Below are 25,228 nucleotides of genomic sequence, written 5' to 3' on the forward strand. Positions count from 1 at the left end.
CCCCATTCCCGGAGAGAAACATGTCATACGCTGTTATCGCGCGAGCGGCGTTGTTCACCCTCGCTACCGCACTCACTCTTAGCCCACCGGCGCAGGCAGCCGTCAGCGCAGACTGCACAGAAAGCAGCATAACGCTGCCGTCCGGCGCGCTTTACCCCAACGGCATCGCCCGCGCAGCGGACGGTACGCTGTATGTCGGGCTGATCACCAGCGGCAACGTGCTGCGCAAACGGCCGGGTAAAGCGTGGGAAACCTTTTTCCCCGGTGCTGACACGGTGTTCGCCTCAAATGCGCTGCGGCTGGACGAACGGCGCGGGCTGCTGTGGGGCAATTCGCCGGACTTTCTCTCCGGCGGCAAAGCGCGCGCCAACCGCATCTATGCGCTGAACGTCGCGGATGGCACCCTCAACCGCAGCCTGGCGCTGCCGGCGGGAGAAATGGGCAACGATATCGTGCTCGGCGCAGACGGCACGGTGTACGTAACGGAAACCCGCGGCGGCGGCATCCTGCGCCTGCGGCCGGGCGAAACGGCATTCAGTACGCTGTATCGGGATCCGCAATTGGCGGCTCCCAGCGGGTTGGGGGCCGCCGGGATCGTGCTGCTCGACGACCGGCTGATGGCAGTCGCCAATTTCGGCACCGGTAAGCTCTACACCCTCAGCTATAACGATCCAAAGCCGCAGTTGACGGAAATGCAGCTGCCGCGCCTCATCGAAAACCCGGACGGGATGGGATTGGCGCCAGACGGCGCGCTGATCTTGCTGGAAAACGGGATCCAGAGCGGCCAAGGGCGGATCCTGCGGATCCCGTCACCCAAGGCGGCAGGGATGCACCAGCTTGAGGTCTTGCGCGAAGGCATGGAGTCGCCGGTCAACCTGACTATCACCCCACAAGGCTGCGCCTTCGTCAGCGAGTCGCGCATCCGCCACCGTCTGCTGCCCGGCCATGAAACCGAAGTGCCCGACAGCTTCCGCCTCTATCAACTGCCCTTGCCTCTCACCGCCGCGCAATAACCTCTCCAGCACCACTGCGGGCGGCGACACTTGCGTTGTTGCCCGCAGGCGAACAACAATCTCGCTGCGTTACAAACCGGCCTTGCGCAGCGCTTCCCATTTTTACCTGTGACAGCCGATTGCCCGCTGGGCTAGTATAAGCGTCTGTGCAAACCTTGGGTTTGAGCGCGCCGTTTGGCGTTTTGATGATTTGATTTGCGCCGCCCGGCAAGCGCTAAAAGGGGCGGCGTCTGCTGAAACAATGTGATAGCGAATGACGACAATGAAAATCACAATGACCTTTACATTCAATGGATTGGAAAAATAATCGCATGAATAGCACCGATAAACTCGATTCGCACACGCCGATGATGCAGCAGTACCTGCGCCTCAAGGCCCAGCATCCTGAAATCCTGCTGTTCTACCGCATGGGCGACTTCTACGAGCTGTTTTACGGCGACGCCAAGCGCGCTTCCCAACTGCTGGATATCTCGCTGACCAAACGCGGCGCCTCGGCGGGTGAACCGATTCCGATGGCCGGCGTGCCACACCATGCGGTAGAGAACTACCTGGCCAAGCTGGTGCAGCTCGGCGAGTCCGTCGCCATCTGTGAGCAGATCGGCGATCCGGCCACCAGCAAAGGGCCGGTCGAGCGCAAAGTGGTGCGTATCGTCACCCCCGGCACCATCACCGACGAAGCGCTGCTGCAAGAACGCCAGGACAACCTGCTGGCGGCGATCTGGCAGGATGCGCGTGGCTTCGGTTATGCCACTCTGGACGTCAGCTCCGGCCGCTTCCGCGTCGCCGAGCCGCAGGATTTGGAAACCATGGCTGCCGAGCTGCAGCGTACCAATCCAGCCGAGCTGCTCTACCCGGAAACCTTCGAACAAATGGCGCTGATCGAACAACGCCACGGCCTGCGCCGCCGCCCGCTGTGGGAATTCGAACTGGAGACCGCACGCCAGCAGCTCAACCTGCAGTTCGGCACCCGCGACTTGACCGGTTTCGGCGTCGAGCAGGCGCACCAGGCGCTGCGCGCCGCCGGCTGCCTGCTGCAATACGTCAAAGATACCCAGCGTACTTCGCTGCCGCATATTCGCGGCATCACTATGGAGCGCCAGCAGGACGGCATCATCATGGACGCCGCGACCCGCCGCAACCTGGAACTGACGCAGAGCCTGTCCGGCGGCAACGACAACACGCTGGCGGCGATCCTCGATCGCACGGTCACGCCGATGGGCAGCCGCATGCTGAAACGCTGGCTGCACATGCCGACCCGCGATATCAAGGTTCTCACCGCCCGCCAACAGGCGATCGGCGCATTGCAGGAGCTGTTCGCCGATCTGCAGCCTTCGCTGCGCCAGGTGGGCGATCAGGAGCGAATTTTGGCGCGTCTGGCGCTGCGTACCGCGCGTCCGCGCGATCTGGCGCGCATGCGTCATGCTTTCCAGCAACTGCCGGACATCCGCGCGCTGCTGCAGGATGTGAAAACGCCGCACGTGCAGCAGTTGCTGTCGCAGGTGGGCCAGTTCGACGAGCTGCGCGAGCTGCTGGAACGCGCGGTGATTGAATCGCCGCCGGTATTGGTGCGCGACGGCGGCGTGATCGCCCCCGGTTACAACAGCGAGCTGGACGAGTGGCGCGCGCTGGCCGACGGCGCCAGCGACTACCTCGACCGGCTGGAGATCCGCGAGCGTGAAAAGCTGGGGCTGGATACGCTCAAGGTCGGTTTTAACGGCGTACACGGCTATTATATTCAGGTCAGCCGCGGTCAGAGCCACCTGGTGCCGATCCACTATGTACGCCGTCAGACGCTGAAAAACGCCGAGCGCTACATCATCCCGGAACTGAAAGAGTACGAAGACAAAGTGCTCACCTCCAAGGGTAAGGCGCTGGCGATCGAGAAAAGCCTGTACGACGAGCTATTCGATCTGCTGCTGCCGCACCTGGCGGAACTGCAACAAAGCGCCGCCGCGCTGGCCGAGCTGGACGTGCTGGCCAACCTGGCCGAGCGCGCAGATACCCTGAACTACGCTTGCCCGACCATGAGCGAGCAGCCGGGGATCCGCATTACCGAAGGCCGCCATCCGGTGGTGGAGCAGGTGCTGAGCGAGCCGTTTATCTCCAACCCGCTCACCCTGTCGCCGCAGCGCCGCATGCTGATCATAACCGGTCCGAACATGGGCGGTAAAAGCACCTATATGCGGCAAACGGCGCTGATTGTGCTGATGGCGCACATCGGCAGCTACGTGCCGGCCACCAAGGCCACCATCGGCCCGGTGGATCGCATCTTCACCCGCGTCGGCGCGGCGGACGATCTGGCTTCCGGCCGCTCCACCTTCATGGTGGAGATGACCGAAACCGCCAACATTCTGCACAACGCCACCGAGCACAGCCTGGTGTTGATGGATGAAATCGGCCGCGGCACCTCCACCTACGACGGCCTGTCGCTGGCCTGGGCCTGCGCCGAGAACCTGGCCAACCGCATCAAGGCGATGACGCTGTTCGCCACCCACTACTTCGAGCTGACGACCCTGCCGGAGAAAATGGAAGGCGTGGTCAACGTGCATCTGGATGCGCTTGAACACGGCGACACCATCGCCTTCATGCACAGCGTGCAAGACGGTGCCGCCAGCAAAAGCTATGGCCTGGCGGTCGCCGCGCTGGCCGGCGTGCCGCGCGACGTCATCAAACGCGCCCGTCAGAAACTGCGCGAGCTGGAGTCTATTTCCAGCCACACCGCATCGGGCAGCGTCGATGCCACCCAGATGACGCTGCTGCAGGAAGAGACCTCGCCGGCGGTAGAAGCCCTGGAGGCGCTGGATCCGGATTCCCTGTCGCCGCGACAGGCGCTGGAATGGATCTACCGACTGAAAAATATGGTGTAGTCTGGCGCCAAACGCGGGCATAAAAAAACGGTGAGCATCATGCTCACCGTTTTTATTTGATGCGGTTCAACAACCGGCGTTATTCGCGGAACAGCGCCTCAATGCTCAGGCCCTGCATCTGCAAAATCTCACGCAGACGGCGCAGACCTTCTACCTGAATCTGACGGACGCGCTCGCGCGTCAGGCCAATCTCCCGGCCTACGTCTTCCAGCGTCGCCGCTTCATAGCCCAACAGGCCGAAACGACGCGCCAACACTTCACGCTGTTTGGCGTTCAATTCGAACAGCCATTTGACGATGCTTTGCTTCATATCGTCATCTTGCGTGGTGTCTTCAGGCCCGTTGTCCTTCTCGTCGGCCAGAATGTCCAGCAGCGCTTTCTCCGAATCCCCGCCCAGCGGCGTATCCACCGAGGTGATGCGCTCATTCAGGCGCAGCATGCGGCTGACGTCATCCACCGGCTTGTCGAGTTGCTCGGCAATTTCTTCAGCGCTCGGTTCATGATCCAGCTTGTGAGAAAGCTCGCGCGCGGTGCGCAGATAGACATTCAGTTCTTTGACGATATGGATAGGCAAACGAATGGTACGGGTTTGGTTCATGATCGCCCGTTCAATCGTCTGACGGATCCACCAGGTTGCATAAGTGGAGAAGCGGAAACCGCGTTCCGGGTCGAATTTTTCCACTGCGCGAATCAGACCGAGGTTACCCTCTTCGATCAGATCCAGCAGCGCCAGACCGCGGTTGCTGTAGCGGCGAGCGATTTTCACCACCAGCCGCAGGTTGCTTTCAATCATGCGGCGGCGGGACGGCACGTCACCGCGCAGAGCACGCCGCGCAAAATAGACTTCTTCCTCTGCGGTCAGCAGAGGTGAATAACCGATCTCACCCAGATAGAGCTGCGTCGCATCCAATACGCGTTGCGTAACGCCTTGAGACAACAGCTCTTCTTCCGCTAAATCGTTCTCGCTGGTCTCTTCTTCTACCAGCGCTTTTTCATCAAACGACTCGGCCTCAGCTCCATTCTCGTCGAAATCCGCATCATCATGTAACTCGTTAACTTTCAGCGTATTTTGGCTCATATGCTGCTCCTACCCGTGATACCGCGAGCAGAATCTCAGCGTATTCTGCCCAATCTATCGCTGCGGAAGATAACGCAGCGGGTTTACGGATTTCCCCTTGTAACGAATTTCAAAATGCAAACGTACTGAACTGGTACCGGTGCTACCCATGGTGGCTATTTTTTGACCCGCCTTCACTTCTTGTTGTTCCCGGACCAGCATTGTGTCGTTATGAGCGTAGGCGCTCAGGTAATCATCATTATGTTTGATGATGATTAGATTACCGTAACCCCGTAAAGCGTTGCCTGCATACACTACGCGGCCATCGGCGGTAGCGAAGATAGGCTGCCCACGGGAACCGGCGATATCGACACCCTTATTCCCACCTTCTGATGAGGAAAAGTTATCAATAACCTTACCGTCAGTCGGCCATCTCCAGGTACTAACCGGAGCGCTGTTGCTGACGGTGCTGCTCACAGGTGGAGCGGCTTCCGGCGCGGTAACAGGCGCAGTCGCGGTCCCAACCGCTGCGGCACCTGCTGCAGGTAACATCTTACCTACATTCTGTTTACCCGAGTTTTCAGAATACGCGTTAGTTGATTGAGAATCAACCGTTGCCGTCTGGATCTGGGAGCTGGAAGGTGGCTTCGGAACACCGCCTTTGGTCGCGTCTGTCGTCGCCAACATGCCGCCGCCGCCGTTGGCAGAACCATTACCAAGCTGAATGGTTTGGCCAACATTCAGGCTGTATGGCTCGGGAATATTGTTGCGCTGCGCCAGGTCGCGGAAATCATTGCCGGTGATCCAGGCAATATAAAACAGCGTGTCGCCGCGCTTGACCGTATAAGTTTCGCCGCCGCTGTAGCTCCCTTTAGGGATGGCGTTATAACTGCGGTTATAGACTATGCGGCCCTCTGGGCTGGCCTGCTGCACTCCGCCATTATTATTGCCGGATGGAGCGGCACCGCCGCCCCCCACGCTGCTGATAGGAGCCGACGTCGAGGCCGTATTCGTACAACCCGCCAACCACAAACTTACCATCGTACACACCGCTACCCGGCGTAACGTAATCATTGGGCTTCCCGTGCTCATGCTTCCCCCATGACAGCAATATCAGTGATATATCCAAAATACCCTTTACATCGTAGCCGAGCTTTTGCCACTTCCCAGTTTCTGCGATGTAAAGGCGCCGCCGGCCGATCCCTGAACGCCAGGTCATCTCGCGCCGGAGCATCAAAACGCGCGCCAATGCTAACCACATTGGCGTTGCCGCACCATAAGACAACTACGTAGAAAGGCCAATTCTAGTGAAAATTAGCCTGATTGGAACGAGAAAACCTTATCCGGCCATGATGAAAGTGCAACAGATTTTGCAGACGGTCGAAAATTCAGACAATCGCTAGGCCAATTCGCCTTTCACCAACGGCACAAAGCGCACTGCCTCTACCGCATCGATAACGAAATCGTTGCCATGACGCTGAATGCGTTTGAGGGTTTGAGCCTGCTCGCCCACCGGCAACACCAAAATGCCGCCATCGTCCAGCTGCTCCACCAGCGCCTGCGGGATCTCCGGCGGCGCGGCAGTGACGATGATCGCATCGAACGGGCCGCGCGAGGCCCACCCCTGCCAGCCGTCGCCGTGGCGGGTGGAAACATTGTGAAGATCGAGCTGTTTCAGGCGGCGCTTGGCCTGCCACTGCAGCCCCTTGATGCGTTCGACGGAACAAACGTGTTGCACCAGATGTGCCAGGATAGCGGTTTGATAACCGGAACCGGTACCGATCTCCAGCACCCTTGAGGTAGGTTTCAGATTCAGCAGCTCGGTCATCCGCGCCACCATATAAGGCTGGGAAATGGTCTGACCGGAACCGATCGGCAATGCGGTGTTTTCGTAGGCCTTATGATCCAGCGCTTCATCGACAAAACGCTCGCGCGGCACCGCTTCGATCGCCCGCAGCAGCTTTTCGTCCCGGATCCCCTGCTGCCGCAGCTGCGTCAGCAATGTTTGCATGCGCTTATTCACCATTCCCCGCTAACCTCTGCCTTGGTTAACCATGTTTTCACGACTTCTTGCGCCGCGTAGGCGGTTAAATCCACCTGTAGCGGCGTTATCGCCACATAGCCTTGTTCCACCGCCGCAAAGTCGGTATCCGGCCCGGCATCAAATTTATCACCAGGCGGCCCGATCCAGTAGATATTTTGTCCGCGCGGATCCTGCTGGCAGAAGACCTTGTCGGCAGGATGGCGGCTGCCGCAGCGGGTAACGCGCAGGCCTTTGATCTCAGCCAGCGGCAGATCCGGTACGTTAATATTCAGGATTTTTCCGGTACGTAACGGTTCACGCTGCAACGCGCGCAGGATGCGGCAGGTAATGGCCGCTGCGGTCGCGTAGTGTTGGTGACCGTTCAGAGACACCGCCAGCGCGGGGAGCCCCAGGTGCCGGCCCTCCATCGCCGCCGCGACGGTGCCGGAATAGATAACGTCGTCACCCAAATTCGGCCCGGCGTTAATGCCGGAGACCACGATATCGGGCGCCGGGCGCATCAATGCGTTGACGCCAAGGTAAACGCAGTCGGTCGGCGTCCCTTGCAACACCGCAATATCCCCGTTGGCCAGCGTCTGCGTGCGCAACGGCGACTCCAGCGTTAAGGCGTTGGAAGAGCCGCTGCGGTTACGATCCGGCGCCACGACCTGCACTTCGGCGAATTCCCGCAGCGCCGCCGCCAGCACCTGAATGCCCGGGGCGCTGACACCGTCATCGTTACTCAGCAATATCCGCATCACTGTCATCCTGCTGCATAATTTCACGCACCACGCTGGTCGCGAAGCTGCCTGCCGGCAGCCAGAAGCGCAATTCTACGGTAACGTCATCCCACCAGTTCCACTGCAAATTTTGCGGCTGCAACAGCAGGGCCCGGCGAGCGGGGTCGACACGCTCGCGCTTTAAAAGCGTAAGCAATTCCGGCTGTTCCGCCAAGCATTGTTGTTCAAAAGCCAAGGCTTTGCCGGCGGTGCCTGGCTCACCGTCGCCCGGTAAGGGAGCCGTAACCGCCAGCTCACCGGCATCCAGCCGCTGCTGCAATGCCTCCAGCTCATCGGCTTTGGCGACGAACCAGCTACCGCGGCCGCTCAGCTGCAGGGCGTCCCCCTCCAGCGCGGTGCGCTGCAGGCCGTCGGCCAGGCGTTGGCTCGCGATCAGATTGAACAGCGCGCTGCGGCTGGCGGACAGATAGAAACTGCGCTTGCTGCGCTCTTTGACACGAATTTCATCATTCGCCCAGCGGCGCGCCATCGCCAGATTGTTGCCGCCGCGGCCGAAACGCTGGCTGCCGAAGTAGTTCGGCACGCCCTGCGCAGCGATGGCCTGCAGGCGACGTTCCACGTCCTGCCGATCGGAAATCTGGCGCAGCACCAACGTAAAGTGGTTGCCCTTCAGGTTGCCGATGCGCATTTTACGCAGGTGGCGGGCAGACGAGAGCACCTCGCAGCCTTCCAGCGTAAACCGGGAGAAATCCGGCGTGTCCTTACCCGGCATATGCAGGCAGAACCACTGCTCGGTCACCGCGTGGCGATCCTTCAAGCCCGCATAGCTGACGGAACGGGCGTGAATACCGGCGAAGCGCGCCAGATAATCGGCCACGAACTGGGTATTGCAGCCGTTTTTACGGATATTCACCAGCACGTGCTCGCCTTCGCCGTCCGGCGCAAAGCCCAGATCTTCGACCACCACGAAATCTTCCGGATTGGCTTTCAACACCCCGGTGCTCTGCGGCCGGCCATGCAGCCAGGTCAGATTCGCCATATCCATGCGGTTATTCCCTGATCAGCAAGGCGACCGCTTCGCACGCGATGCCCTCGCCGCGCCCGGTGAAACCGAGCTGCTCGGTGGTCGTGGCCTTCACGTTGACGTCATCCATATGGCACTGCAAATCTTCCGCCAGGAAGACGCGCATCTGCGGGATGTGCGGCGCCATTTTCGGCGCCTGGGCAATAATCGTGATGTCGAGATTGCCGAGGCGGTACCCTTTGGCGCGGATGCGTTTCCAGGCTTCGCGCAGCAGCTCGCGGCTGTCCGCGCCCTTGAAAGCCGGATCGGTATCGGGGAACAGCTTGCCGATATCGCCCAGCGCCGCCGCCCCCAACAGGGCGTCGGTGGCGGCATGCAGCGCGACGTCACCATCGGAGTGGGCCAGCAAGCCTTTGTCGTAAGGGATGCGAACACCACCGATCACCAACGGGCCTTCGCCGCCGAATTTATGTACATCAAAACCGTGACCGATACGCATGATGCGCTCCTTAATTGTCTAACTGGGTCAAATAGAACGCCGCCAGCGCCAAATCCTCCGGCCGCGTTACTTTAATGTTGTCCGCCCGGCCGGCGATCAGCAGCGGATGATAGCCGCAATGTTCCAGCGCCGAGGCTTCGTCGGTGACGTTCGCGCCTTCATCCAGCGCGCGCTGCAGGCACAGCTTGAGCAGCGGCAGCGGAAACAGCTGCGGCGTCAGCGCATGCCACAGATCCTGCCGTTCGACGGTGTGGGCGATGGTTTCGCGGCCGGGTTCGGCGCGTTTCATGGTGTCGCGCACCGGCGCGGCGAGAATGCCGCCGACCTTGCTATGTGCAGTGATCGCCAGCAGACGCTCGAGATCGTCGGCGTGCAGGCAGGGGCGCGCGGCGTCATGCACCAGCACCCAGTCCGCATCACCCGCCAGTTTCAGCCCGGCCATCACCGAATCGGCGCGCTGCTTGCCGCCTTCGGTGACGATCACCCGCGGATCCTGAGCGATGGGCAGCCGTTCGAACTGACGATCTTCCGGGCCGATCGCCACGATCACCCGTTCAATGCGCGGGTGACGCAACAGGGCATGGATAGCGTGTTCGACGATGCTGTGCCGGCCGATGGTTAAATATTGCTTCGGGCATTCCGCCTGCATGCGGCTGCCGATACCGGCAGCGGGCAGGACGGCAATCACCGAGGGAAAGGTACCTGCGGAGTGATTCATGCGTTATTTTTGTGCGTTGTTTTGCGAAGAAGACGCCGCGTTGCGTCTGGATTGGTCAGGAACCAGACGATAGAAAGTCTCACCGGGCTTGATCATGCCCAGCTCATTACGCGCACGCTCTTCGATCGCTTCCTGTCCGCCGTTCAAATCATCGATTTCGGCAAACAGCTGATCGTTACGCGCTTTCAACTTGGCGTTGTTGCCCTGCTGGACCGCAACGTCTTCATTGACCCGCACGTAATCGTGAATACCATTTTTGCCCAGCCACAGTGAATACTGTAACCAACCGAGCAATGCCAGCAATAGCAGCGTAAGTTTTCCCATCTCCGCCCCCTGAAAAACCGACCAATCATCCCACAACTTCTCGTTGGACTCCACACTGAGAGCGGCATTTCAGCGCCAAATTCAGAATACGGATGAAGGGTTCCCGTGTTTATCGCCTAATTCCGCTGTGAAAGCGGCAAAAAACGCCCCTTTGGCTCGGCGCGCGCGCCGCGTTTTCCAATGAGACACACGCTGCCCCACCTCCATTATGCAGCAAGAATCACTGCATCACCGCTTCCTGACCCATCGCTTACGCCACAGCAAAGCAAAAAGTGAATATTTAACACCATAGAGAGAATAATCCTCATGCAGCGGTTGCACTTTCATTCATTGAAGCTTATTTTTATGCACTCATAGTGCATAAATAATTCCAATATATAACCATTCATTATCGGGGATCGCGATGTTAAAACGTTTAGTTCTGATCGGCGCCTGCCTGGCCGCCACCTTCTCCACCGCCGCGTTGGCGGCTGAACCAACCTACGTCGTCGGCTCCGGCGGCACCTATCGGCCGTTCGAATTTGAAAACAGCCAAAAGCAGCTGGAAGGTTTCGACATCGACATCATCAAGGCGGTGGCCAAGGCTGAAGGCTTCCAAATCAAACTGATCAATACGCCGTGGGAAGGGATCTTCGCCACGCTGAACTCCGGCGATCGCGACATCATCATTTCCGGCATCACCATCACCGACAAGCGCAAGCAAATGGTTGATTTCTCAGCGCCTTACTTCCCGGCTGAGCAGGCTATCGTGGTGCCGCAAGACTCGACGGTGGACTCCATCGCCGCACTGAAAGTGCTGAAGGTCGGCGTGGTAAACTCCAGCACCGGCGACATCGTGGTGTCCGACGTGCTGGGTAAAAACAGCACCGCCATCAAGCGCTTTGACAACACCCCGCTGATGCTGCAGGAGCTGTATGAAGACGGCATCGGTGCGGCGGTCGGCGACGTCGGTGTGGCCAAGTTCTATATCAAAACCCACCCTGAGAAAGCCTTCAAGCTGGTGCCCGACGCCAAGTTCGAGCGCCAGTATTTCGGCATCGCCGTCGCCAAAGGCAACGATGAACTGCGCAACAAGATCAACGCCGGCCTGAAGAAAATCGTCGCCGACGGCACCTACGCCAAGATCTACCAAACCTGGTTCGACAGCAACGTACCGACGCTGCCGGCGGAATAATCCCCAGTCGCCGGCGCCCGCAAGAGCGTCGGCGCGCCACCGTTTCAGCCTACCAAGAAGGAATACCCCTTGAACTTCCGCTGGGAGATCATCCAGGAATACGCGCCGCTGTTTATGGAAGGCGCCTGGATGACCATCAAATGCACCATTATCTGCGTGCTGCTGGGCACCACCTGGGGCTTGATCCTCGGGCTGGGCCGTTTGGCGCAGGCGCCGCACGGCATCTGGAAACCCATCCTGCATTACGGCGTTCAGTGGCCGGTGCGCATCTACATCAGCGCCTTTCGCGGCACGCCGCTGTTCGTGCAGATCATGGTGGTGCACTTCGCGCTGGTGCCGCTGTTCATCAACCCGCGTGACGGTCTGCTGGTCACCAGCGGCCTGATGAGCGTCGATTTCGCTCGCGCGCTGCGCGCCGACTACGGCGCCTTTCTCTCCTGCGTGGTGGCGATCACGCTCAACGCCGGCGCCTATGTGTCGGAAATCTTCCGCGCCGGGATCCAGTCGATCGATCGCGGCCAGATGGAGGCATCGCGCTCGCTGGGCATGAGCTATGGCAAGACCATGCGTCAGGTGATCCTGCCGCAGGCTTTCCGCCGCATGCTGCCGCCGCTGGGCAACAACGCCATCGCCATCGTCAAGGATTCGTCGCTGGCCTCCGCCATCGGCCTGGCGGATCTGGCCTATGCCGCCCGTACCGTCTCCGGCGCCTACGCCACCTACTGGGAGCCCTATCTGACCATTTCGCTGGTCTATTGGGTCATCACCTTCCTGCTCTCGCTGCTGGTGCAGCACATGGAAAAGAGGTTCGGTAAAAGTGATTCGCGTACATAACCTGCAAAAACAGTTCGGCGAAAGCCATGTGCTGCGCGGTATTTCTTGCCAGATCGCCGCCAACGAAGTGGTGTGCGTCATAGGCCCTTCCGGCTCGGGAAAAAGCACCTTCCTGCGCTGCATCAATGCGCTGGAAACGCTCTCCGGCGGCGAGATCGAGGTGAACGGCTTCGCCGTCCACGATCAGAAAACCGACCTGAACAAAATGCGTGAAAGCGTGGGCATGGTGTTCCAGCGCTTCAACCTGTTCCCACACATGACGGTGTTGGAAAATATCATCATGGCGCCGGTGAGCGTGAAGAAACAGCCGCGCGCTGAAGCCATCGCACAAGCCGAGCAGCTGCTGCTCAAGGTTGGCCTGCTCGACAAGATCGACGCCTATCCCAACAGTCTGTCCGGCGGCCAGCAGCAGCGGGTGGCCATCGCCCGCGCGCTGGCGATGGAGCCGAAGATCATGTTGTTCGACGAACCGACCTCCGCGCTCGATCCTGAGCTGGTGGGCGAAGTGTTGGCGGTGATGAAATCACTGGCCCTCGAGGGCATGACCATGGTGGTGGTGACGCATGAGATGGGCTTTGCCCGCGAGGTGGCCGACCGGGTACTGTTTATCGATCAGGGGATCATTCAGGAAGAGGGGCAGCCGCAGCAGATCTTCAGTCACCCGTCCAATCCGCGCACTCAGGCGTTTCTAAGCAAAGTTTTGTAACCTTCGGCACGGCTTTGCAATCCTGCGGGCGCCGGCATCGGCGCCCACTCTCTCACCACCCGGTCAGGAAGCTGAACACCAGCCAGAACAGGCACAGCACAACGGCGCCGGTCAGCAGCAGCGTCAAGATCAGACGGCCGCGCAGCAGCATGCTGAGAGTGATGCCGATCAGCACCGACAGCGGCATCAGCGCCAGGAAAAACGGCCAGGTATAGAGCAGGAAAAACAGCGTGTTGGAACCGTAAACCAGAAACGGCAACGCGAACGCCAGCCAGTAGAAAACAAAGCCGCTGACGCCGCCCAGGAAAGAATAAGAAGGCTCCTCTCTCTCCTGTTTTGACTGCTTGGAGTCGATCAAGATAGGCGTGACATTTTGCATAGTGATCCCTGGTTATTCGGCTCGCTCTGCGGCGGCTTAGAGTAAAAAGCGCATGGCGAAAAACGCCACACGCTTTTTTTGAATTCAGGGTTTGATAATAGCCTGACCACGCAACACGTCTAACAATTGCGCAATCAAATTTGTTACCAATTGTTGGCCGTCGAGGTGGATTTCCGGCTGCTGCGGCGCCTCATAAACCGCGTCGATACCGGTGAAATTGCGCAGCTCGCCGGCGCGCGCTTTCTTATACAATCCCTTCGGATCGCGCGCCTCACAGATCGCCAACGGCGTGTCGACGAACACCTCGATAAAGCGATCGTCACCGAGCATCTCGCGCACCAGTTGCCGCTCGGCGCGGTGCGGCGAAATGAACGCGGTCAGCACCACCAGCCCGGCATCCACCATCAGTTTGGCCACTTCGCCCACCCGGCGGATGTTCTCGCGCCGATCCTCGTCGGAAAAACCGAGATCGCGGCACAAACCGTGGCGCACGTTATCGCCGTCCAGCAGATAGGTGCTGACGCCAAGCCCATGCAGCGCTTGCTCCAGCGCGCCGGCGACGGTGGATTTGCCCGAGCCGGACAGCCCGGTAAACCACAGCACCGCGCCGCGGTGGCCGTTGCGCGCTTCGCGATCCGCGCGCGTGACCGCGTGCGGATGCCAAACCACGTTCTCATCGTCCGGCCCGGTCGCCCTCAGTTCAGCGGCCACCTTATTGGCCACCGAGCAGATCGCGGGCGCCCCAGTGCGGGAAGTGCTTGCGCACCAGCGCATTCAGCTCCAGCTCGAAGGCGCTGAATTCTCCGCGCGCCGCCGATGCGGCCTGCAGCGTTTCACGCACCAGACCGGCGCCAACCGTCACGTTGCTCATGCGATCGATGAAGATCAGCCCGCCGGTGTCGTGGTTGCTCTGGTAGCTGTCCAGCACCAGCGGTTCGTCGAAGGTCAGCTCCACCAACCCGATGCCGTTGAGCGGCAATGTGTCAGCCGGATGCTGCGCCAGCGTGTTGATCTCCACCTGATGGCGGATGCTCTCCACGCGGGCGCGGGTCTTTTTGCCGGCGATCTTGATGTCGTAGCTCTGGCCCGGCACCAGCGGCTGCTCGGCCATCCATACCACGTCCACCCGCGCGCTCTGCGCCGCCTGCAGGTTTTCGCCGGCGTCGACCAGCAAATCGCCGCGGCTGATGTCCACTTCATCTTTCAGCACCAGCGTAATCGCCTCGCCCGGCACCGCTTCTTGCAGATCGCCGTCAAAAGTCACGATGCGCGCCACGCTGGACTCCACGCCGGAAGGCAGCACTTTGATGCGTTGCCCCACCCGCACCACGCCGGCGGACAGCGTGCCGGCATAACCGCGAAAATCGAGGTTCGGGCGGTTGACGTACTGTACCGGGAAACGCAGCGGCTGGTTTTCTCGCTCGCTGATCACATCAACGCTCTCCAGCACTTCCAGCAGCGTCGGGCCGCTGTACCACGGCATATGGGCGCTTTCGCTCGCCACGTTGTCGCCGTCCAGCGCCGACAACGGCACGAACTTGATGTCCAGATCGCCAGGCAACTGCTGGGCGAAGGTCAGGTAATCCTGTTTGAACTGCTCGAACACCGCTTCCTGATAGTCCACCAGATCCATTTTGTTTACCGCGACCACCAGATGGCGAATGCCCAGCAGGGTCGCGATAAAGCTGTGGCGGCGAGTCTGATCCAGCACCCCTTTGCGCGCGTCGATCAACAGGATCGCCAGATCGCAGGTCGAGGCGCCGGTGGCCATGTTGCGGGTGTACTGCTCATGCCCCGGAGTATCGGCAATGATAAATTTACGTTTTTCGGTCGAGAAATAGCGATAGGCCACGTCGATGGTGATGCCCTGCTCGCGCTCGGCCTGCAGGCCGTCCACCAGCAGCGCCAGGTCGAGCTTTTCGCCCTGAGTACCGATGCGTTTGCTGTCGCTGTGCAGCGTCGACAGCTGATCCTCGTAGATCTGGCGGGTATCGTGCAGCAGGCGGCCAATCAGGGTGCTTTTGCCGTCATCGACGCTGCCGCAGGTCAGAAAGCGCAGCAGGCTCTTGTGCTGCTGCGCGTGCAGGTAGGACTCGACGCCGCCCTGGTCAGCGATTTGTTGTGCAATTGCGTTGTTCATCCGGCGGCTCCTTAGAAATACCCTTGACGCTTTTTCAGCTCCATCGAGCCGGACTGATCGCGATCGATCATCCGCCCCTGGCGTTCGCTGGTGGTGGAGACCAGCATCTCTTCGATGATCTCCGGCAGGGTTTGCGCCTGCGAATCCACCGCGCCGGTAAGCGGCCAGCACCCCAGGGTGCGGAAACGCACCATGCGCTGGCTGATCACTTCACCCGGCTGCAGATCGATGCGATCGTCGTCCACCATCATCAGCATGCCGTCGCGCTCCACCACCGGACGAGGTTTCGCCAAGTACAGCGGCACGATGTCGATCTTTTCCAGGAAGATGTACTGCCAGATATCCAGCTCGGTCCAGTTCGACAGCGGGAACACGCGGATGCTCTCCCCTTTGTTGATCTGGCCGTTGTAGTTGTGCCACAGCTCCGGCCGCTGGTTTTTCGGATCCCAGCGGTGGAAGCGATCGCGGAACGAATAGATGCGCTCTTTGGCGCGCGATTTCTCCTCGTCGCGCCGCGCACCGCCGAAGGCAGCGTCGAAACCGTACTTGTTCAACGCCTGCTTCAGGCCCTCGGTTTTCATGATATCGGTATGCTTGGCGCTGCCGTGCACGAACGGGTTGATGCCCATCGCCACCCCTTCCGGGTTTTTATGCACCAGCAGCTCGAAGCCGTACTCCTTCGCGGTGCGATCGCGGAATTCGTACATTTCGCGGAACTTCCAGCCGGTATCGACATGCAGCAGCGGGAACGGCAGCGTGCCGGGGAAGAACGCCTTGCGCGCCAAATGCAGCATCACGGAAGAGTCTTTGCCGATGGAATACAGCATCACCGGGTTGGCGAATTCAGCGGCGACTTCACGGATGATATGGATACTCTCCGCCTCCAATTGCCGCAAATGAGTGAGTCGTTTTTCGTCCATAACAGATCCTTAAAAGCCTTGCCTATGCCAAATTCACGACGGCCGGGCGCGCGGCCCCTTCCGTCTGCGATTGATGCCCGAACCAGGCGATTTGATGGTGCAGTTCCACCACTTCGCCAATCACCAGCAGCGCCGGCAGCGGCGCCCGTTGGGCCAGGTGTTCCAGGTGTTCCAGCGTGCCGATCTGCACCTGCTGATCGGCGCGCGTGCCGCGGCTGATCACCGCTACCGGCGTCGCGGCGTCGCGACCGTGGGCGATCAGACGTTGGCTGATGTCCGCCGCCTTCATAGTGCCCATGTAGATAGCCAGCGTCTGCCGCGCCCGGGCCAGATCGGCCCAGTCCAGACCATCGCCGTCCGGGCGGCAGTGGCCGGTGATAAAGGTCACGCTCTGCGCGTGATCGCGATGCGTCAGCGGAATGCCGGCGTAGGCGGTCGCCCCCGCGGCGGCCGTGACGCCCGGCACCACCTGGAACGGAATGCCGGCGGCGGCGGCCACCTGCAGCTCTTCGCCGCCGCGGCCAAAGATGAACGGATCGCCGCCCTTGAGGCGCACCACGCGTTTGCCCTGCTGCGCCAGCTCCACCAGCAGCCGGTTGGTCTCTTCCTGGATCACCGAGTGCGCGCCGGCGCGCTTGCCCACGCAGATGCGCTCGGCGTCGCGGCGCACCAGATCGAGGATCTCGCCGCTGACCAGATGGTCATACAGCACCACGTCCGCCTGCTGCATCACCTGCAGCCCGCGCAGGGTCAACAGCCCCACGTCGCCCGGCCCGGCGCCCACCAGGGCGATCTCGCCCTGTGCGCCTTCATCGCCTGCGGCGAAGCGGTGTAAATCCTGCTCCAGCTGCCGTTCCGCCTGCGCCGTCTGGCCGTTGGCCACCAGCGTGGCGAAACGGCCGCCGAAGGTTTTCTCCCAGAAACGGCGACGTTCGCCGATCGAAGCCAACCGCCGTTTGACCTGGCCGCGCCAACGGCCCGCCACCTGCGCCATCTGCCCCAAACTGGCGGGCAGCAACGCCTCCAGCTTTTCGCGCAGCAGTCGCGCCAGCACCGGCGCCTGGCCGCTGGACGACACCGCCACCACCAGCGGCGAGCGATCGATGATCGACGGGAAAATGAATGAGCAGCGCGGCTGATCGTCCACCACGTTGGCCAACACCCGGCGTTTATCCGCCTCGGCGAACACCGCGGCGTTCAGCGCGTTGTCGTCCGTGGCGGCGATCGCCAGAAACACGTCGTCCAACTGCTGCGGATCAAAGCTTTTCCCCAGCCAGAGCACCTGCCCTTGCTGACGTTGTTGTTCCAGTTCCGGTGAGAGCGACTGCGCAACTATCCGTATTTCAGCCCCGGCGCGCTGAAGCAGATCGACTTTGCGCGCAGCCACGTCACCACCGCCAACGACCAGCACCGGGCGTTGTTTCAGGTCGGCGAATATTGGTAGATAGTCCACAACAGCCTTTTCATATAACAGAAAGATAGTGTGACTATACGGGCTGAGATTTAGCCTCTGAAATGACGAAAAGGAATGATTAGTTCCTTTATGGAATATAGGCCGCAACGCAGGAAGCAAACGGTAATACTCACGGCGGCGGTTTGCGCGTTCGTGCGAAATTAAGAGACAGGGAAATTGTGTAATGCCGCCCGGCGTCTCATACTGGGTGCCGAAGAAAAATGATCGGCAGCGCCGATAGCAAAGAAGGATTTTTCGGTATGTTTTCCCGTTTTTACCTGAAGACCAGCCTGCTGGCCCTCGCACTCGGCGGCGTCTTCAGCGTTTGTGCCGCACAGCCCGTAAAAGACGCGCCAATGGGCCGTTTCGCCGCCGAACAGACCCGCCACATCGCCACTTACTTCCCCGGCCGCATGGCGGGTAGCCCGGCAGAATTGCTCACCGCCGACTATCTGAAGCAGCAATTCAGCAAGATGGGTTACCAAAGCGACATTCGCAGCGTCAATACGCGCTATCTCTACACCAGCAAAGACGGCAAGAAGAACTGGAACAACGTCACCGCCAGCTCGGTGATCGCCGCCCGCAACGGCGACAGCCCAAAACAGATCGTGGTCGTCGCCCACTTCGACACCTATACGCCGCAGAGCGATGAGGATCTGGATAACAACCTCGGCGGCTTGACGCTGCAGGGCGTCGACGACAACGCCTCCGGCATCGGCGTGATGCTGGAACTGGCGGAACGCCTGAAGAACATTCCCACCGCCTACGGCCTGCGCTTCGTCGCCACCAGCGCCGAAGAGATCGGTTCACTGGGGGCGCAGAACTACTTGCAACGCATGAGCGCGGAAGAGAAAAGCAACACCGTGCTGGTGATCAACCTCGACAGCCTGATCACCGGCGATCGTCTGTATTTCAACGCCGGGCGCAGCACGCCGCCGCAAATGGCGAAGCGTTCCCGCGATCGCGCGCTGGATATCGCCCACCGCTACGGCATCGCCGCCGCCACCAATCCGGGCAGCGCACAGCATCCGAAAGGCACCGGCTGCTGCTCCGATCAAGAGGTGTTCGACGCCGCTGGCATCCCGGTGCTGTCGGTGGAGGCCACCAACTGGTCGCTGGGCGACAAAGATGGCTACCAACAGCGCGCCGTCAGCCCGCACTTCCCGCAGGGCATCACCTGGCACCGTCCGCAGTATGACAATCTGCAGTATCTGGATCGCTACCTGCCGGGGCGGATCGACAAACGCAGCCGCGACAGCGTGCAGATCCTGCTGCCGCTGATCAAAGAGCTGGCGCAGGCGCACCCGCCGAAAGCGCAGAAGAAAAAGTAGCCCGCAAAAAAACAGGGCCCAGCATTGCTGAGCCCTGTCATGTTGATCGCGCCGTTTAGCCTTCGTGCAGGCCGCACTCGCGCTTCAGGCCGAAGAAACGCGTCTCTTCCTCGCTCATGCCCGGCTCCCACTTCTGGGTGGTGTGGGTATCGCCGACCGACAGGTAACCCTGCTCCCACAGCGGGTGATAACTCAGCCCGTGTTCGGTCAGATACTGGTAAATCTTGCGGTTGTCCCAGTCGATGATCGGCAGGATCTTGAACACCCCACGCTGCACCGCCAGTACCGGCAGATTGGCGCGGCTGCCTGACTGCTCGCGCCGCAGGCCGGCGAACCAGCTCTGCGCGCCCAGCGTCTCCAGCGCGCGGTTCATCGGCTCGACCTTATTGAGCTGGTTGTATTTTTCAATCCCTTCCACGCCCTGCTCCCACAGCTTGCCATAGCGCGCCTCTTGCCAGGCGGGAGACTGCTCCGCGCGGAACACCTGCAGATTCAGCTTCAGTTGGTCGGTCAGTTGATCAATAAAGCGATAGGTTTCCGGGAACAGATAACCGGTGTCGGTCAGGATCACCGGGATATCCGGCCGGATACGCGTCACCAGGTGCAGGCATACCGCCGCCTGAATGCCGAAACTGGACGAGAGTACGAATTCGCCGGGCAGATGCTCCAGCGCCCATGCAACGCGCTGTTCGGCGCTGAGGGTCTCCAGTTGGCCATTGACCACCGCTAATGCCAGCGCCTGCCCGGATTTGGGCAACGCGTTCAGCGCCGCCAGATCGAATTCAGCCATGTTGTCTCTCCTGATACTTGAAATGACCTGTGCGGCCCCTCTGCCCAGGGGCCGCCGGCCTCACTCCCAAAAATCTCGCGCCGGATCCAGCACCGGTTTGACGATGCCCGCGCGAACGGTGAAGTCGCCGAAACCTTCGCCGGCGTTGCGCTCCTTCGCCCAGCGCCCCACCAGCAGATCGATCTCGCTCAGGATCTCATCTTCGTTGATGTTCTCGCGGTACATGCGCGGAATGCGCGTGCCTTCGCGGTTGCCGCCCAAATGCAGGTTATAGCGGCCGACCGCCTTGCCCACCAGCCCCAGCTCCGCCAGTAGCGCGCGGCCACAGCCGTTCGGGCAGCCGGTGATGCGCAGCACGATATGCTCGTCACCCACCCCGTGCCGATGCATGATCCCTTCCACCTTGGTGACAAACTGCGGCAGGAAACGCTCGGCCTCCGCCATCGCCAGCGGGCAGGTCGGGAACGACACGCAGGCCATCGAGTTTTTGCGTTGCTCGCTGATCTCGTCGTCGATCAGCCCATGATCGCGCGCCAAGGCTTCGATCTTCGCCTTTTCGCTTTCCGGCACGCCGGCGATGATCACGTTTTGGTTCGCCGTCAGGCGGAAGTCGCCTTTATGGATCTTGGCGATCTCCGCCATACCGGTCTTCAGCGGGCGCCCCGGATAGTCCAGCAGGCGGCCGTTCTCGATAAACAGCGTCAGGTGCCACTGATCGTCGATGCCCTTCACCCAACCGATGCGATCGCCGCGGCCGGTGAATTCATACGGCCGAATCGGCGCGAAGGTGATGCCGGCGCGCTTTTCCACTTCGGCGCGGAAAACGTCCACCCCGACGCGCTCCAGCGTGTATTTGGTTTTGGCGTTCTTGCGATCGGTGCGGTTGCCCCAGTCGCGCTGTGTGGTCACCACCGCTTCAGCCACCGCCAGCGTATGCTCGAGCGGAATGTAGCCGAACTCGCTGGCCTGACGCGCGTAGGTTTTCTTGTTGCCGTGCTCAATGGACAGCCCGCCGCCCACCAGCAGGTTGAAGCCCACCAGCTTGCCGTTTTCGGCGATCGCCACGAAGTTCATGTCGTTGGCGTGCAGATCGACGTCGTTCTGCGGCGGGATCACCACCGTGGTTTTGAATTTGCGCGGCAGGTAGGTCGGCCCCAGAATCGGCTCTTCGTCGGTAGTGGCCACCTTCTCCTGATCCAGCCACACCTCTGCGTAAGCGCGGGTGCGCGGCAGCAGGTGTTCGGAGATCTTCTTCGCCCACTCGTAGGCTTCCTGATGCAGCTCGGACTCCACCGGGTTGGAGGTGCACAGCACATTGCGGTTCACGTCGTTGGCGGTCGCCAGCGCGTCCAGCCCCAAGCGGTTCAGCAGCTGGTGCACCGGTTTGACGTTGCCTTTCAGAATGCCGTGAAACTGGAACGTTTGGCGGTTGGTGATGCGAATGCTGCCGTACAGCGTGCTCTCCTGCGCGAACTTGTCGATGCCCAGCCACTGCTGCGGGCTGATGATGCCGCCCGGCAGGCGACAGCGCAGCATCATGGCGTGGCGCGGCTCCAGCTTCTGCTCGGCGCGTTCGGCGCGAATGTCGCGGTCATCTTGCTGGTACATGCCGTGAAAACGGATCAGCAGGAAGTTGTCGCCGTTGAAGCCGCCGGTCAGGCCGTCGTTCAAATCTTCGGCGATGGTGCCGCGCAGGAAGTTGCTTTCCTTCTTCATGCGCTCCGCATCGGCCAGTTTGCCTTCGACTACCAAAGGCCCGGGGTGTTTATCACTCATCAGTAAACATCTCGCTGATAACGGCGCTCAAGGCGCAGCTCACTTAAAAATTCATCCGCCTGCTCGGTATCCATGCCACCGTGCTCGGCCACCAGTTCCAGTAATGTGTTTTCCACGTCTTTCGCCATGCGATTGGCATCGCCGCAGACGTAAATGTGCGCGCCTTCCTGAATCCAGCGCCACACTTCCGCGCCCTGTTCGCGCAGTTTGTCTTGTACGTATATTTTATGTTGCTGGTCGCGGGACCAGGCCAGATCGATGCGGGTCAGCAGGCCGTCTTTCACGTAGCGCTGCCATTCAACCTGGTACAGGAAATCTTCGGTAAAGTGCGGGTTGCCGAAAAACAGCCAGTTTTTGCCGCCGGCGCCGTCGGCGTCGCGCTGCTGCATAAAGGCGCGGAACGGCGCGATGCCGGTGCCCGGGCCGATCATGATCACCGGCGTTTCCGGGTTGGCCGGCAGACGGAAGTTGTCGTTGTGCTCGATAAACACCCGCACGTCGCCGTCCTCCTCCAGGCGATCCGCCAGGAAGCCGGAGGCGCCGCCGCTGCGGGCGCGCCCGTCGATGTCGTAACGCACCACGCCCACGGTGATGTGCACTTCGCTTTCGTTCTCCGCCTGCGAAGAGGCGATGGAGTACAGGCGCGGCGTCAGCGGACGCAGCAGACCGATCAGCTGTTCGGCGCTCAGATCCGCCGGCGCCTGGCGCACCATGTCGACGATCGGTGTGTTGTGCGCGTAATGCTGCAGCGCGGCTTTATCCGCCAGCAGGCCGATCAGCGTTTCGTCGCGCGACAGCGCGGCGTATTTATCGACGATCGGCGTGGTGTTCTGCGTCAGCTCGAAATGGCTGCGCAGCGCCTGCGCCAGCGGCAGGGTCTGCCCTTCCACCTCGACCGGCTCGTCGCCTTTCAGCCACAACAGCTGCACCAGTTCGTCCACCAACGCCGGATCGTTGTCGAACCATACGCCGAGCGCATCGCCCGGCTGATAGCGCAGGCCGGAGTCGCCCAGATCGATCTCGATATGGCGCACGTCTTTATCCGACGCGCGGCCGGTAATTTTCTGCTTGACCGCCAGTTGGGCGGTGAGCGGTTGTTCCTTGCTGTACGGACTGCTGTCGATCAGGTCAACCGCGCCGCTGGCCAACACGCCCGGCGCGGTGCTTTCCGCCGGCGCGCGCGCCTTCAGCACCGACACCACCTGTTTGCGCCAGGCGGCGGCCAGTTCCTGGTACTCCACGTCGGCATCCACGCGCTCCACCAGGCGCTCGGCACCCAGCTCGGCCAGCTTGCCGTCGAAATCCTTACCAGACTGGCAGAAATTCTCATAAGAGGTGTCGCCCAGCCCGAACACCGCAAAAGCGGTATCATTCAGCTTCGGCGCCTTTTTCGAGAACAGGAATTTATGCAGCGCCACCGCTTCTTCCGCCGGCTCGCCTTCCCCTTGCGTGGAGGCGACGATCACCAGCAGGCGCTCTTGAGCTATCTGCTTGAACTTGTAGTCGCCGGCACTGATCAGCGTGGCGCTCAGATTGGCGGCCAGCAGATCGTCGCGCAGCTGCTCCGCCAGGCGGCGCGCATTGCCGGTCTGCGAAGCGGAAATGATGGTGATGCCGGCGGCAGCCGCAGGGGCAACAGGCGCCATGGCCACGGCTCCGGGCTGTTGATTGACCATGCCCCAAAAATAACCGGACAGCCACGCCAGCTGCGTCGGCGAATAGTCGCCGATCGTCGCCTGCAGGCGCGCCAGCTGTTCGGGCGTCAGCGGGAGCAAAGATGTTGGAGGAGCCTGAGTCGTCATTGCTGTACTTATTTCCTATACTTAGCGCCTTTCCTGCCAGGCGCGCGCCAGTGTCAGTCGCTGTCTCTTCGCTGCGTCGGGTGTGCGGAAAAGATCAGGAGAGTTTGTAAGGTTACCGAGCAGAATAGCAACGATTAAATAAGGGATAGCAATAAATCATAACCAAAATGACTAAGCTGTTTTTCTGGTAAGGCATAACGCTTAAACCGTTAAACAAAGTTTTTTATCCAGATGAAATTAAAGCGCTTTTTTTCATCGTTTTTTCACCGTTCAACATTTCGGCTCATAACCCCAGCCGATAGGTGCCGCAAACACCAAACAAAAAAAGTGTTAAACGGGCGCGTTGGCCGTGGCGGTAGACCATAACGGTATAAATGGCAAGCAGACGCGCTTTCCGGTACTATGCGGCGGTTTTTGAGTCAATGAGGCCGTAATAATGGCAACCACGCTGTTTAAAGATTTTCAGTTTGAAGCCGCACACCGCTTGCCGCACGTGCCGGAGGGCCATAAATGCGGCCGTCTGCATGGGCATTCGTTTATGGTGCGTCTGGAAGTGACCGGTGAAGTGGATCCCCACACCGGTTGGGTGATGGATTTCGCCGAGCTCAAGGCTGTGTTTTCCCCGATCTGGGAACGGCTGGATCACCATTATCTGAACGATATTCCAGGATTGGAAAATCCCACCAGCGAAGTGCTCGCCGCCTGGATTTGGCAGCAGCTCAAGCCCCAGCTGCCGGAATTGACGGCGGTGATGGTGAAAGAGACCTGTACGGCGGGATGCGTATATAAAGGTTAAAAGAAAGGGCGCCGCAATGGCGCCCTGATTTTAGGCGATGTTCAAATACTTGTGGGTCTGCATCGACAGCCGCCAATTGCGCGCGATACAGGTTTCAATACACAGACGGGTCGCCTCTTCTTTCTGGCTGATCGGCTGCAGTGCGATAATGCGCGCCTTGTCATCCTGCAACGTCGCCAGCAGCGCATCCAACGCCTCGATGTCGCGCTCGCGCGCCACCGGATGCTTCACCTCGTCGGCGCGCCGCAGCGCCTGATCCAACACCTTCATGCCACCGCGCATATTCACCTTGGGCGAAACCGTCACCCAGGTGTTGGCGGAACAGCGAATTTCGTGGGTGCCGCTGGTTTCAATCTGGCAACGGTAGCCGTGCTGTTCGAACAGCTCGGTCAGCGGCGCCAGATCGTAAATGCAGGGTTCGCCGCCGGTGATCACCACATGGCGCGCGGTGTAGCCTTGTTGGCGCATCACCGCCAACAGCTGCTCGGCGCTGGCATTGCCCCAGGCGTCGCTCTCTTCTGTTTTGACCAGGATCCGTTGCAGGTCTACTTCCCGATGGGCTTCCTTTTCCCAGGTATGTTTGGTGTCGCACCAACTGCACCCTACCGGGCAGCCCTGCAGGCGGATGAAAATGGCCGGCACGCCGGTGAAAAAGCCTTCGCCCTGCAAGGTTTGGAACATCTCGTTGATCGGGTACTGCATCGGTTTCTCAATCTGGAAAAGTAAAAAACGATTATCGCAGATTCCGGCTCGGCGACCAAACGGCCAAAATTGTATTAAATTTTTTCCTCCGCGCCGCCGCCAGCATATCTCACCGCCAATGGCGTTCATTTAATTTGTTAACCGGTATTAGGCCTTTCAT

24 protein-coding genes are annotated in these 25,228 nt (G+C 60.4%); 7 read left to right on the forward strand and 17 right to left on the reverse strand.

Annotation, left to right across the window (positions count from 1 at the left end; all coding sequences use genetic code 11):
* Positions 1–20 precede the first annotated feature (20 nt).
* Both ACMGGK_RS19645 and mutS read left to right on the forward strand, forming a co-directional pair.
* Complete coding sequence (locus ACMGGK_RS19645) at positions 21–1,013, forward strand: hypothetical protein (RefSeq protein WP_241005487.1); 993 nt, start codon at positions 21–23, stop codon at positions 1,011–1,013.
* 311 nt (positions 1,014–1,324) lie between these two features.
* Positions 1,325–3,880, forward strand: a complete 2,556-nt coding sequence (gene mutS, locus ACMGGK_RS19650; protein WP_420277144.1) for a DNA mismatch repair protein MutS — start codon at positions 1,325–1,327, stop codon at positions 3,878–3,880.
* 79 nt (positions 3,881–3,959) lie between these two features.
* On the opposite strand, the gene rpoS is transcribed toward mutS, so the two are convergent.
* The 8 genes from rpoS to ftsB form a co-directional block, all read right to left on the reverse strand.
* A complete protein-coding gene (gene rpoS / locus ACMGGK_RS19655; RefSeq protein WP_004932578.1) occupies positions 3,960–4,958 on the reverse strand; it encodes an RNA polymerase sigma factor RpoS in 999 nt (332 codons plus the stop codon).
* A gap of 54 nt (positions 4,959–5,012) precedes the next feature.
* The gene (nlpD, locus tag ACMGGK_RS19660) at positions 5,013–6,011 is read right to left on the reverse strand and encodes a murein hydrolase activator NlpD (protein WP_015376692.1); all 999 of its coding nucleotides are present in this window, start codon (positions 6,009–6,011) and stop codon (positions 5,013–5,015) included.
* Between the two features lie 325 nt (positions 6,012–6,336).
* Positions 6,337–6,963, reverse strand: coding sequence for a protein-L-isoaspartate(D-aspartate) O-methyltransferase (locus tag ACMGGK_RS19665; RefSeq protein ID WP_033641281.1), 627 nt, complete (start codon positions 6,961–6,963; stop codon positions 6,337–6,339).
* A complete protein-coding gene (surE, locus tag ACMGGK_RS19670; protein ID WP_015376691.1) occupies positions 6,957–7,718 on the reverse strand; it encodes a 5'/3'-nucleotidase SurE in 762 nt (253 codons plus the stop codon). Before surE ends, ACMGGK_RS19665 begins: the two co-directional genes overlap by 7 nt.
* Positions 7,699–8,745 carry a tRNA pseudouridine(13) synthase TruD gene (gene truD, locus ACMGGK_RS19675; RefSeq protein ID WP_049300192.1) on the reverse strand — a complete coding sequence of 349 codons (1,047 nt, stop codon included), beginning with the start codon at positions 8,743–8,745 and terminating at the stop codon, positions 7,699–7,701. Before truD ends, surE begins: the two co-directional genes overlap by 20 nt.
* Before the next feature lie 4 nt (positions 8,746–8,749).
* On the reverse strand, positions 8,750–9,223 hold the full coding sequence (gene ispF, locus ACMGGK_RS19680) for a 2-C-methyl-D-erythritol 2,4-cyclodiphosphate synthase (RefSeq protein ID WP_420277145.1): 474 nt from the start codon (positions 9,221–9,223) through the stop codon (positions 8,750–8,752).
* Between the two features lie 10 nt (positions 9,224–9,233).
* Positions 9,234–9,941 carry a 2-C-methyl-D-erythritol 4-phosphate cytidylyltransferase gene (gene ispD, locus ACMGGK_RS19685; RefSeq protein ID WP_049300191.1) on the reverse strand — a complete coding sequence of 236 codons (708 nt, stop codon included), beginning with the start codon at positions 9,939–9,941 and terminating at the stop codon, positions 9,234–9,236.
* Between the two features lie 3 nt (positions 9,942–9,944).
* A complete protein-coding gene (gene ftsB / locus ACMGGK_RS19690) occupies positions 9,945–10,265 on the reverse strand; it encodes a cell division protein FtsB (protein ID WP_016929043.1) in 321 nt (106 codons plus the stop codon).
* Between the two features lie 403 nt (positions 10,266–10,668).
* On the opposite strand from ftsB, the gene ACMGGK_RS19695 reads away from it, so the two are divergent.
* From ACMGGK_RS19695 to ACMGGK_RS19705, 3 genes are all read left to right on the forward strand, one after another.
* Positions 10,669–11,439: a basic amino acid ABC transporter substrate-binding protein gene (locus ACMGGK_RS19695; RefSeq protein ID WP_049300190.1), complete on the forward strand. Its 771-nt coding sequence runs from the start codon at positions 10,669–10,671 to the stop codon at positions 11,437–11,439.
* Positions 11,440–11,553: 114 nt separating this feature from the next.
* Entirely contained in the window at positions 11,554–12,273 is a 720-nt protein-coding gene (locus tag ACMGGK_RS19700) for an amino acid ABC transporter permease (protein ID WP_042706788.1), read from the forward strand.
* Positions 12,257–12,979 (forward strand): amino acid ABC transporter ATP-binding protein, encoded by a 723-nt coding sequence (locus ACMGGK_RS19705; protein ID WP_016929046.1) that lies wholly within the window; start codon positions 12,257–12,259, stop codon positions 12,977–12,979. Before ACMGGK_RS19700 ends, ACMGGK_RS19705 begins: the two co-directional genes overlap by 17 nt.
* A 52-nt stretch (positions 12,980–13,031) precedes the next feature.
* On the opposite strand, the gene ACMGGK_RS19710 is transcribed toward ACMGGK_RS19705, so the two are convergent.
* The 5 genes from ACMGGK_RS19710 to cysG all read right to left on the reverse strand — a co-directional run bounded on the left by ACMGGK_RS19710 (position 13,032) and on the right by cysG (position 17,871).
* A complete protein-coding gene (locus ACMGGK_RS19710; protein WP_016929047.1) occupies positions 13,032–13,358 on the reverse strand; it encodes a DUF3561 family protein in 327 nt (108 codons plus the stop codon).
* Positions 13,359–13,442: 84 nt separating this feature from the next.
* Complete coding sequence (gene cysC, locus ACMGGK_RS19715) at positions 13,443–14,132, reverse strand: adenylyl-sulfate kinase (protein ID WP_151254345.1); 690 nt, start codon at positions 14,130–14,132, stop codon at positions 13,443–13,445.
* Positions 14,071–15,498, reverse strand: coding sequence for a sulfate adenylyltransferase subunit CysN (gene cysN, locus ACMGGK_RS19720; protein ID WP_151254344.1), 1,428 nt, complete (start codon positions 15,496–15,498; stop codon positions 14,071–14,073). Before cysN ends, cysC begins: the two co-directional genes overlap by 62 nt.
* 11 nt (positions 15,499–15,509) lie before the next feature.
* Positions 15,510–16,418: a sulfate adenylyltransferase subunit CysD gene (cysD, locus tag ACMGGK_RS19725; protein WP_004932620.1), complete on the reverse strand. Its 909-nt coding sequence runs from the start codon at positions 16,416–16,418 to the stop codon at positions 15,510–15,512.
* 22 nt (positions 16,419–16,440) lie between these two features.
* On the reverse strand, positions 16,441–17,871 hold the full coding sequence (gene cysG / locus ACMGGK_RS19730; RefSeq protein WP_016929050.1) for a siroheme synthase CysG: 1,431 nt from the start codon (positions 17,869–17,871) through the stop codon (positions 16,441–16,443).
* 260 nt (positions 17,872–18,131) lie between these two features.
* On the opposite strand from cysG, the gene ACMGGK_RS19735 reads away from it, so the two are divergent.
* Positions 18,132–19,202 (forward strand): aminopeptidase, encoded by a 1,071-nt coding sequence (locus ACMGGK_RS19735; RefSeq protein WP_420277146.1) that lies wholly within the window; start codon positions 18,132–18,134, stop codon positions 19,200–19,202.
* 55 nt (positions 19,203–19,257) lie between these two features.
* Here the strand turns inward: ACMGGK_RS19735 and ACMGGK_RS19740 are convergent, their stop codons facing one another.
* Genes ACMGGK_RS19740 through cysJ form a run of 3 tightly spaced genes read right to left on the reverse strand, consistent with a single transcriptional unit; the run spans position 19,258 to position 23,570 of the window.
* Positions 19,258–19,992: a phosphoadenylyl-sulfate reductase gene (locus tag ACMGGK_RS19740; protein WP_260515837.1), complete on the reverse strand. Its 735-nt coding sequence runs from the start codon at positions 19,990–19,992 to the stop codon at positions 19,258–19,260.
* Positions 19,993–20,052: 60 nt separating this feature from the next.
* Positions 20,053–21,768, reverse strand: coding sequence for an assimilatory sulfite reductase (NADPH) hemoprotein subunit (gene cysI / locus ACMGGK_RS19745; protein ID WP_016929053.1), 1,716 nt, complete (start codon positions 21,766–21,768; stop codon positions 20,053–20,055).
* Positions 21,768–23,570: an NADPH-dependent assimilatory sulfite reductase flavoprotein subunit gene (gene cysJ / locus ACMGGK_RS19750; RefSeq protein WP_420277147.1), complete on the reverse strand. Its 1,803-nt coding sequence runs from the start codon at positions 23,568–23,570 to the stop codon at positions 21,768–21,770. The genes cysI and cysJ overlap by 1 nt, the downstream gene beginning before the upstream one ends.
* A gap of 436 nt (positions 23,571–24,006) precedes the next feature.
* Here cysJ and queD point away from each other — a divergent pair, with 436 nt between their 5' ends.
* Positions 24,007–24,366 carry a 6-carboxytetrahydropterin synthase QueD gene (queD, locus tag ACMGGK_RS19755; protein WP_004932638.1) on the forward strand — a complete coding sequence of 120 codons (360 nt, stop codon included), beginning with the start codon at positions 24,007–24,009 and terminating at the stop codon, positions 24,364–24,366.
* 30 nt (positions 24,367–24,396) lie between these two features.
* On the opposite strand, the gene queE is transcribed toward queD, so the two are convergent.
* On the reverse strand, positions 24,397–25,068 hold the full coding sequence (gene queE / locus ACMGGK_RS19760; RefSeq protein ID WP_004932641.1) for a 7-carboxy-7-deazaguanine synthase QueE: 672 nt from the start codon (positions 25,066–25,068) through the stop codon (positions 24,397–24,399).
* Positions 25,069–25,228 lie beyond the last annotated feature (160 nt).

The sequence above is a fragment of the Serratia sp. BNK-33-b genome, assembly GCF_048684565.1.
Taxonomy (GTDB): Bacteria; Pseudomonadota; Gammaproteobacteria; order Enterobacterales; family Enterobacteriaceae; genus Serratia; species Serratia marcescens.

Coding starts and splice junctions, on each gene's coding strand:
- ftsB (WP_016929043.1), bottom strand. CDS start 10,265: ATGGGAAAACTTACGCTGCTATTGCTGGCATTGCTCGGTTGGTTACAG.
- truD (WP_049300192.1), bottom strand. CDS start 8,745: ATGGATATGGCGAATCTGACCTGGCTGCATGGCCGGCCGCAGAGCACC.
- cysC (WP_151254345.1), bottom strand. CDS start 14,132: ATGCGCTGGTGCGCAAGCACTTCCCGCACTGGGGCGCCCGCGATCTGC.
- queE (WP_004932641.1), bottom strand. CDS start 25,068: ATGCAGTACCCGATCAACGAGATGTTCCAAACCTTGCAGGGCGAAGGC.
- ACMGGK_RS19665 (WP_033641281.1), bottom strand. CDS start 6,963: ATGGTGAATAAGCGCATGCAAACATTGCTGACGCAGCTGCGGCAGCAG.
- cysD (WP_004932620.1), bottom strand. CDS start 16,418: ATGGACGAAAAACGACTCACTCATTTGCGGCAATTGGAGGCGGAGAGT.
- ACMGGK_RS19740 (WP_260515837.1), bottom strand. CDS start 19,992: ATGGCTGAATTCGATCTGGCGGCGCTGAACGCGTTGCCCAAATCCGGG.
- nlpD (WP_015376692.1), bottom strand. CDS start 6,011: ATGATTACGTTACGCCGGGTAGCGGTGTGTACGATGGTAAGTTTGTGG.
- rpoS (WP_004932578.1), bottom strand. CDS start 4,958: ATGAGCCAAAATACGCTGAAAGTTAACGAGTTACATGATGATGCGGAT.
- surE (WP_015376691.1), bottom strand. CDS start 7,718: ATGCGGATATTGCTGAGTAACGATGACGGTGTCAGCGCCCCGGGCATT.
- ispF (WP_420277145.1), bottom strand. CDS start 9,223: ATGCGTATCGGTCACGGTTTTGATGTACATAAATTCGGCGGCGAAGGC.
- cysI (WP_016929053.1), bottom strand. CDS start 21,768: ATGAGTGATAAACACCCCGGGCCTTTGGTAGTCGAAGGCAAACTGGCC.
- ACMGGK_RS19645 (WP_241005487.1), top strand. CDS start 21: ATGTCATACGCTGTTATCGCGCGAGCGGCGTTGTTCACCCTCGCTACC.
- cysJ (WP_420277147.1), bottom strand. CDS start 23,570: ATGACGACTCAGGCTCCTCCAACATCTTTGCTCCCGCTGACGCCCGAA.
- ACMGGK_RS19700 (WP_042706788.1), top strand. CDS start 11,554: ATGGAAGGCGCCTGGATGACCATCAAATGCACCATTATCTGCGTGCTG.
- ispD (WP_049300191.1), bottom strand. CDS start 9,941: ATGAATCACTCCGCAGGTACCTTTCCCTCGGTGATTGCCGTCCTGCCC.
- queD (WP_004932638.1), top strand. CDS start 24,007: ATGGCAACCACGCTGTTTAAAGATTTTCAGTTTGAAGCCGCACACCGC.
- ACMGGK_RS19695 (WP_049300190.1), top strand. CDS start 10,669: ATGTTAAAACGTTTAGTTCTGATCGGCGCCTGCCTGGCCGCCACCTTC.
- ACMGGK_RS19735 (WP_420277146.1), top strand. CDS start 18,132: ATGTTTTCCCGTTTTTACCTGAAGACCAGCCTGCTGGCCCTCGCACTC.
- mutS (WP_420277144.1), top strand. CDS start 1,325: ATGAATAGCACCGATAAACTCGATTCGCACACGCCGATGATGCAGCAG.
- ACMGGK_RS19710 (WP_016929047.1), bottom strand. CDS start 13,358: ATGCAAAATGTCACGCCTATCTTGATCGACTCCAAGCAGTCAAAACAG.
- cysN (WP_151254344.1), bottom strand. CDS start 15,498: ATGAACAACGCAATTGCACAACAAATCGCTGACCAGGGCGGCGTCGAG.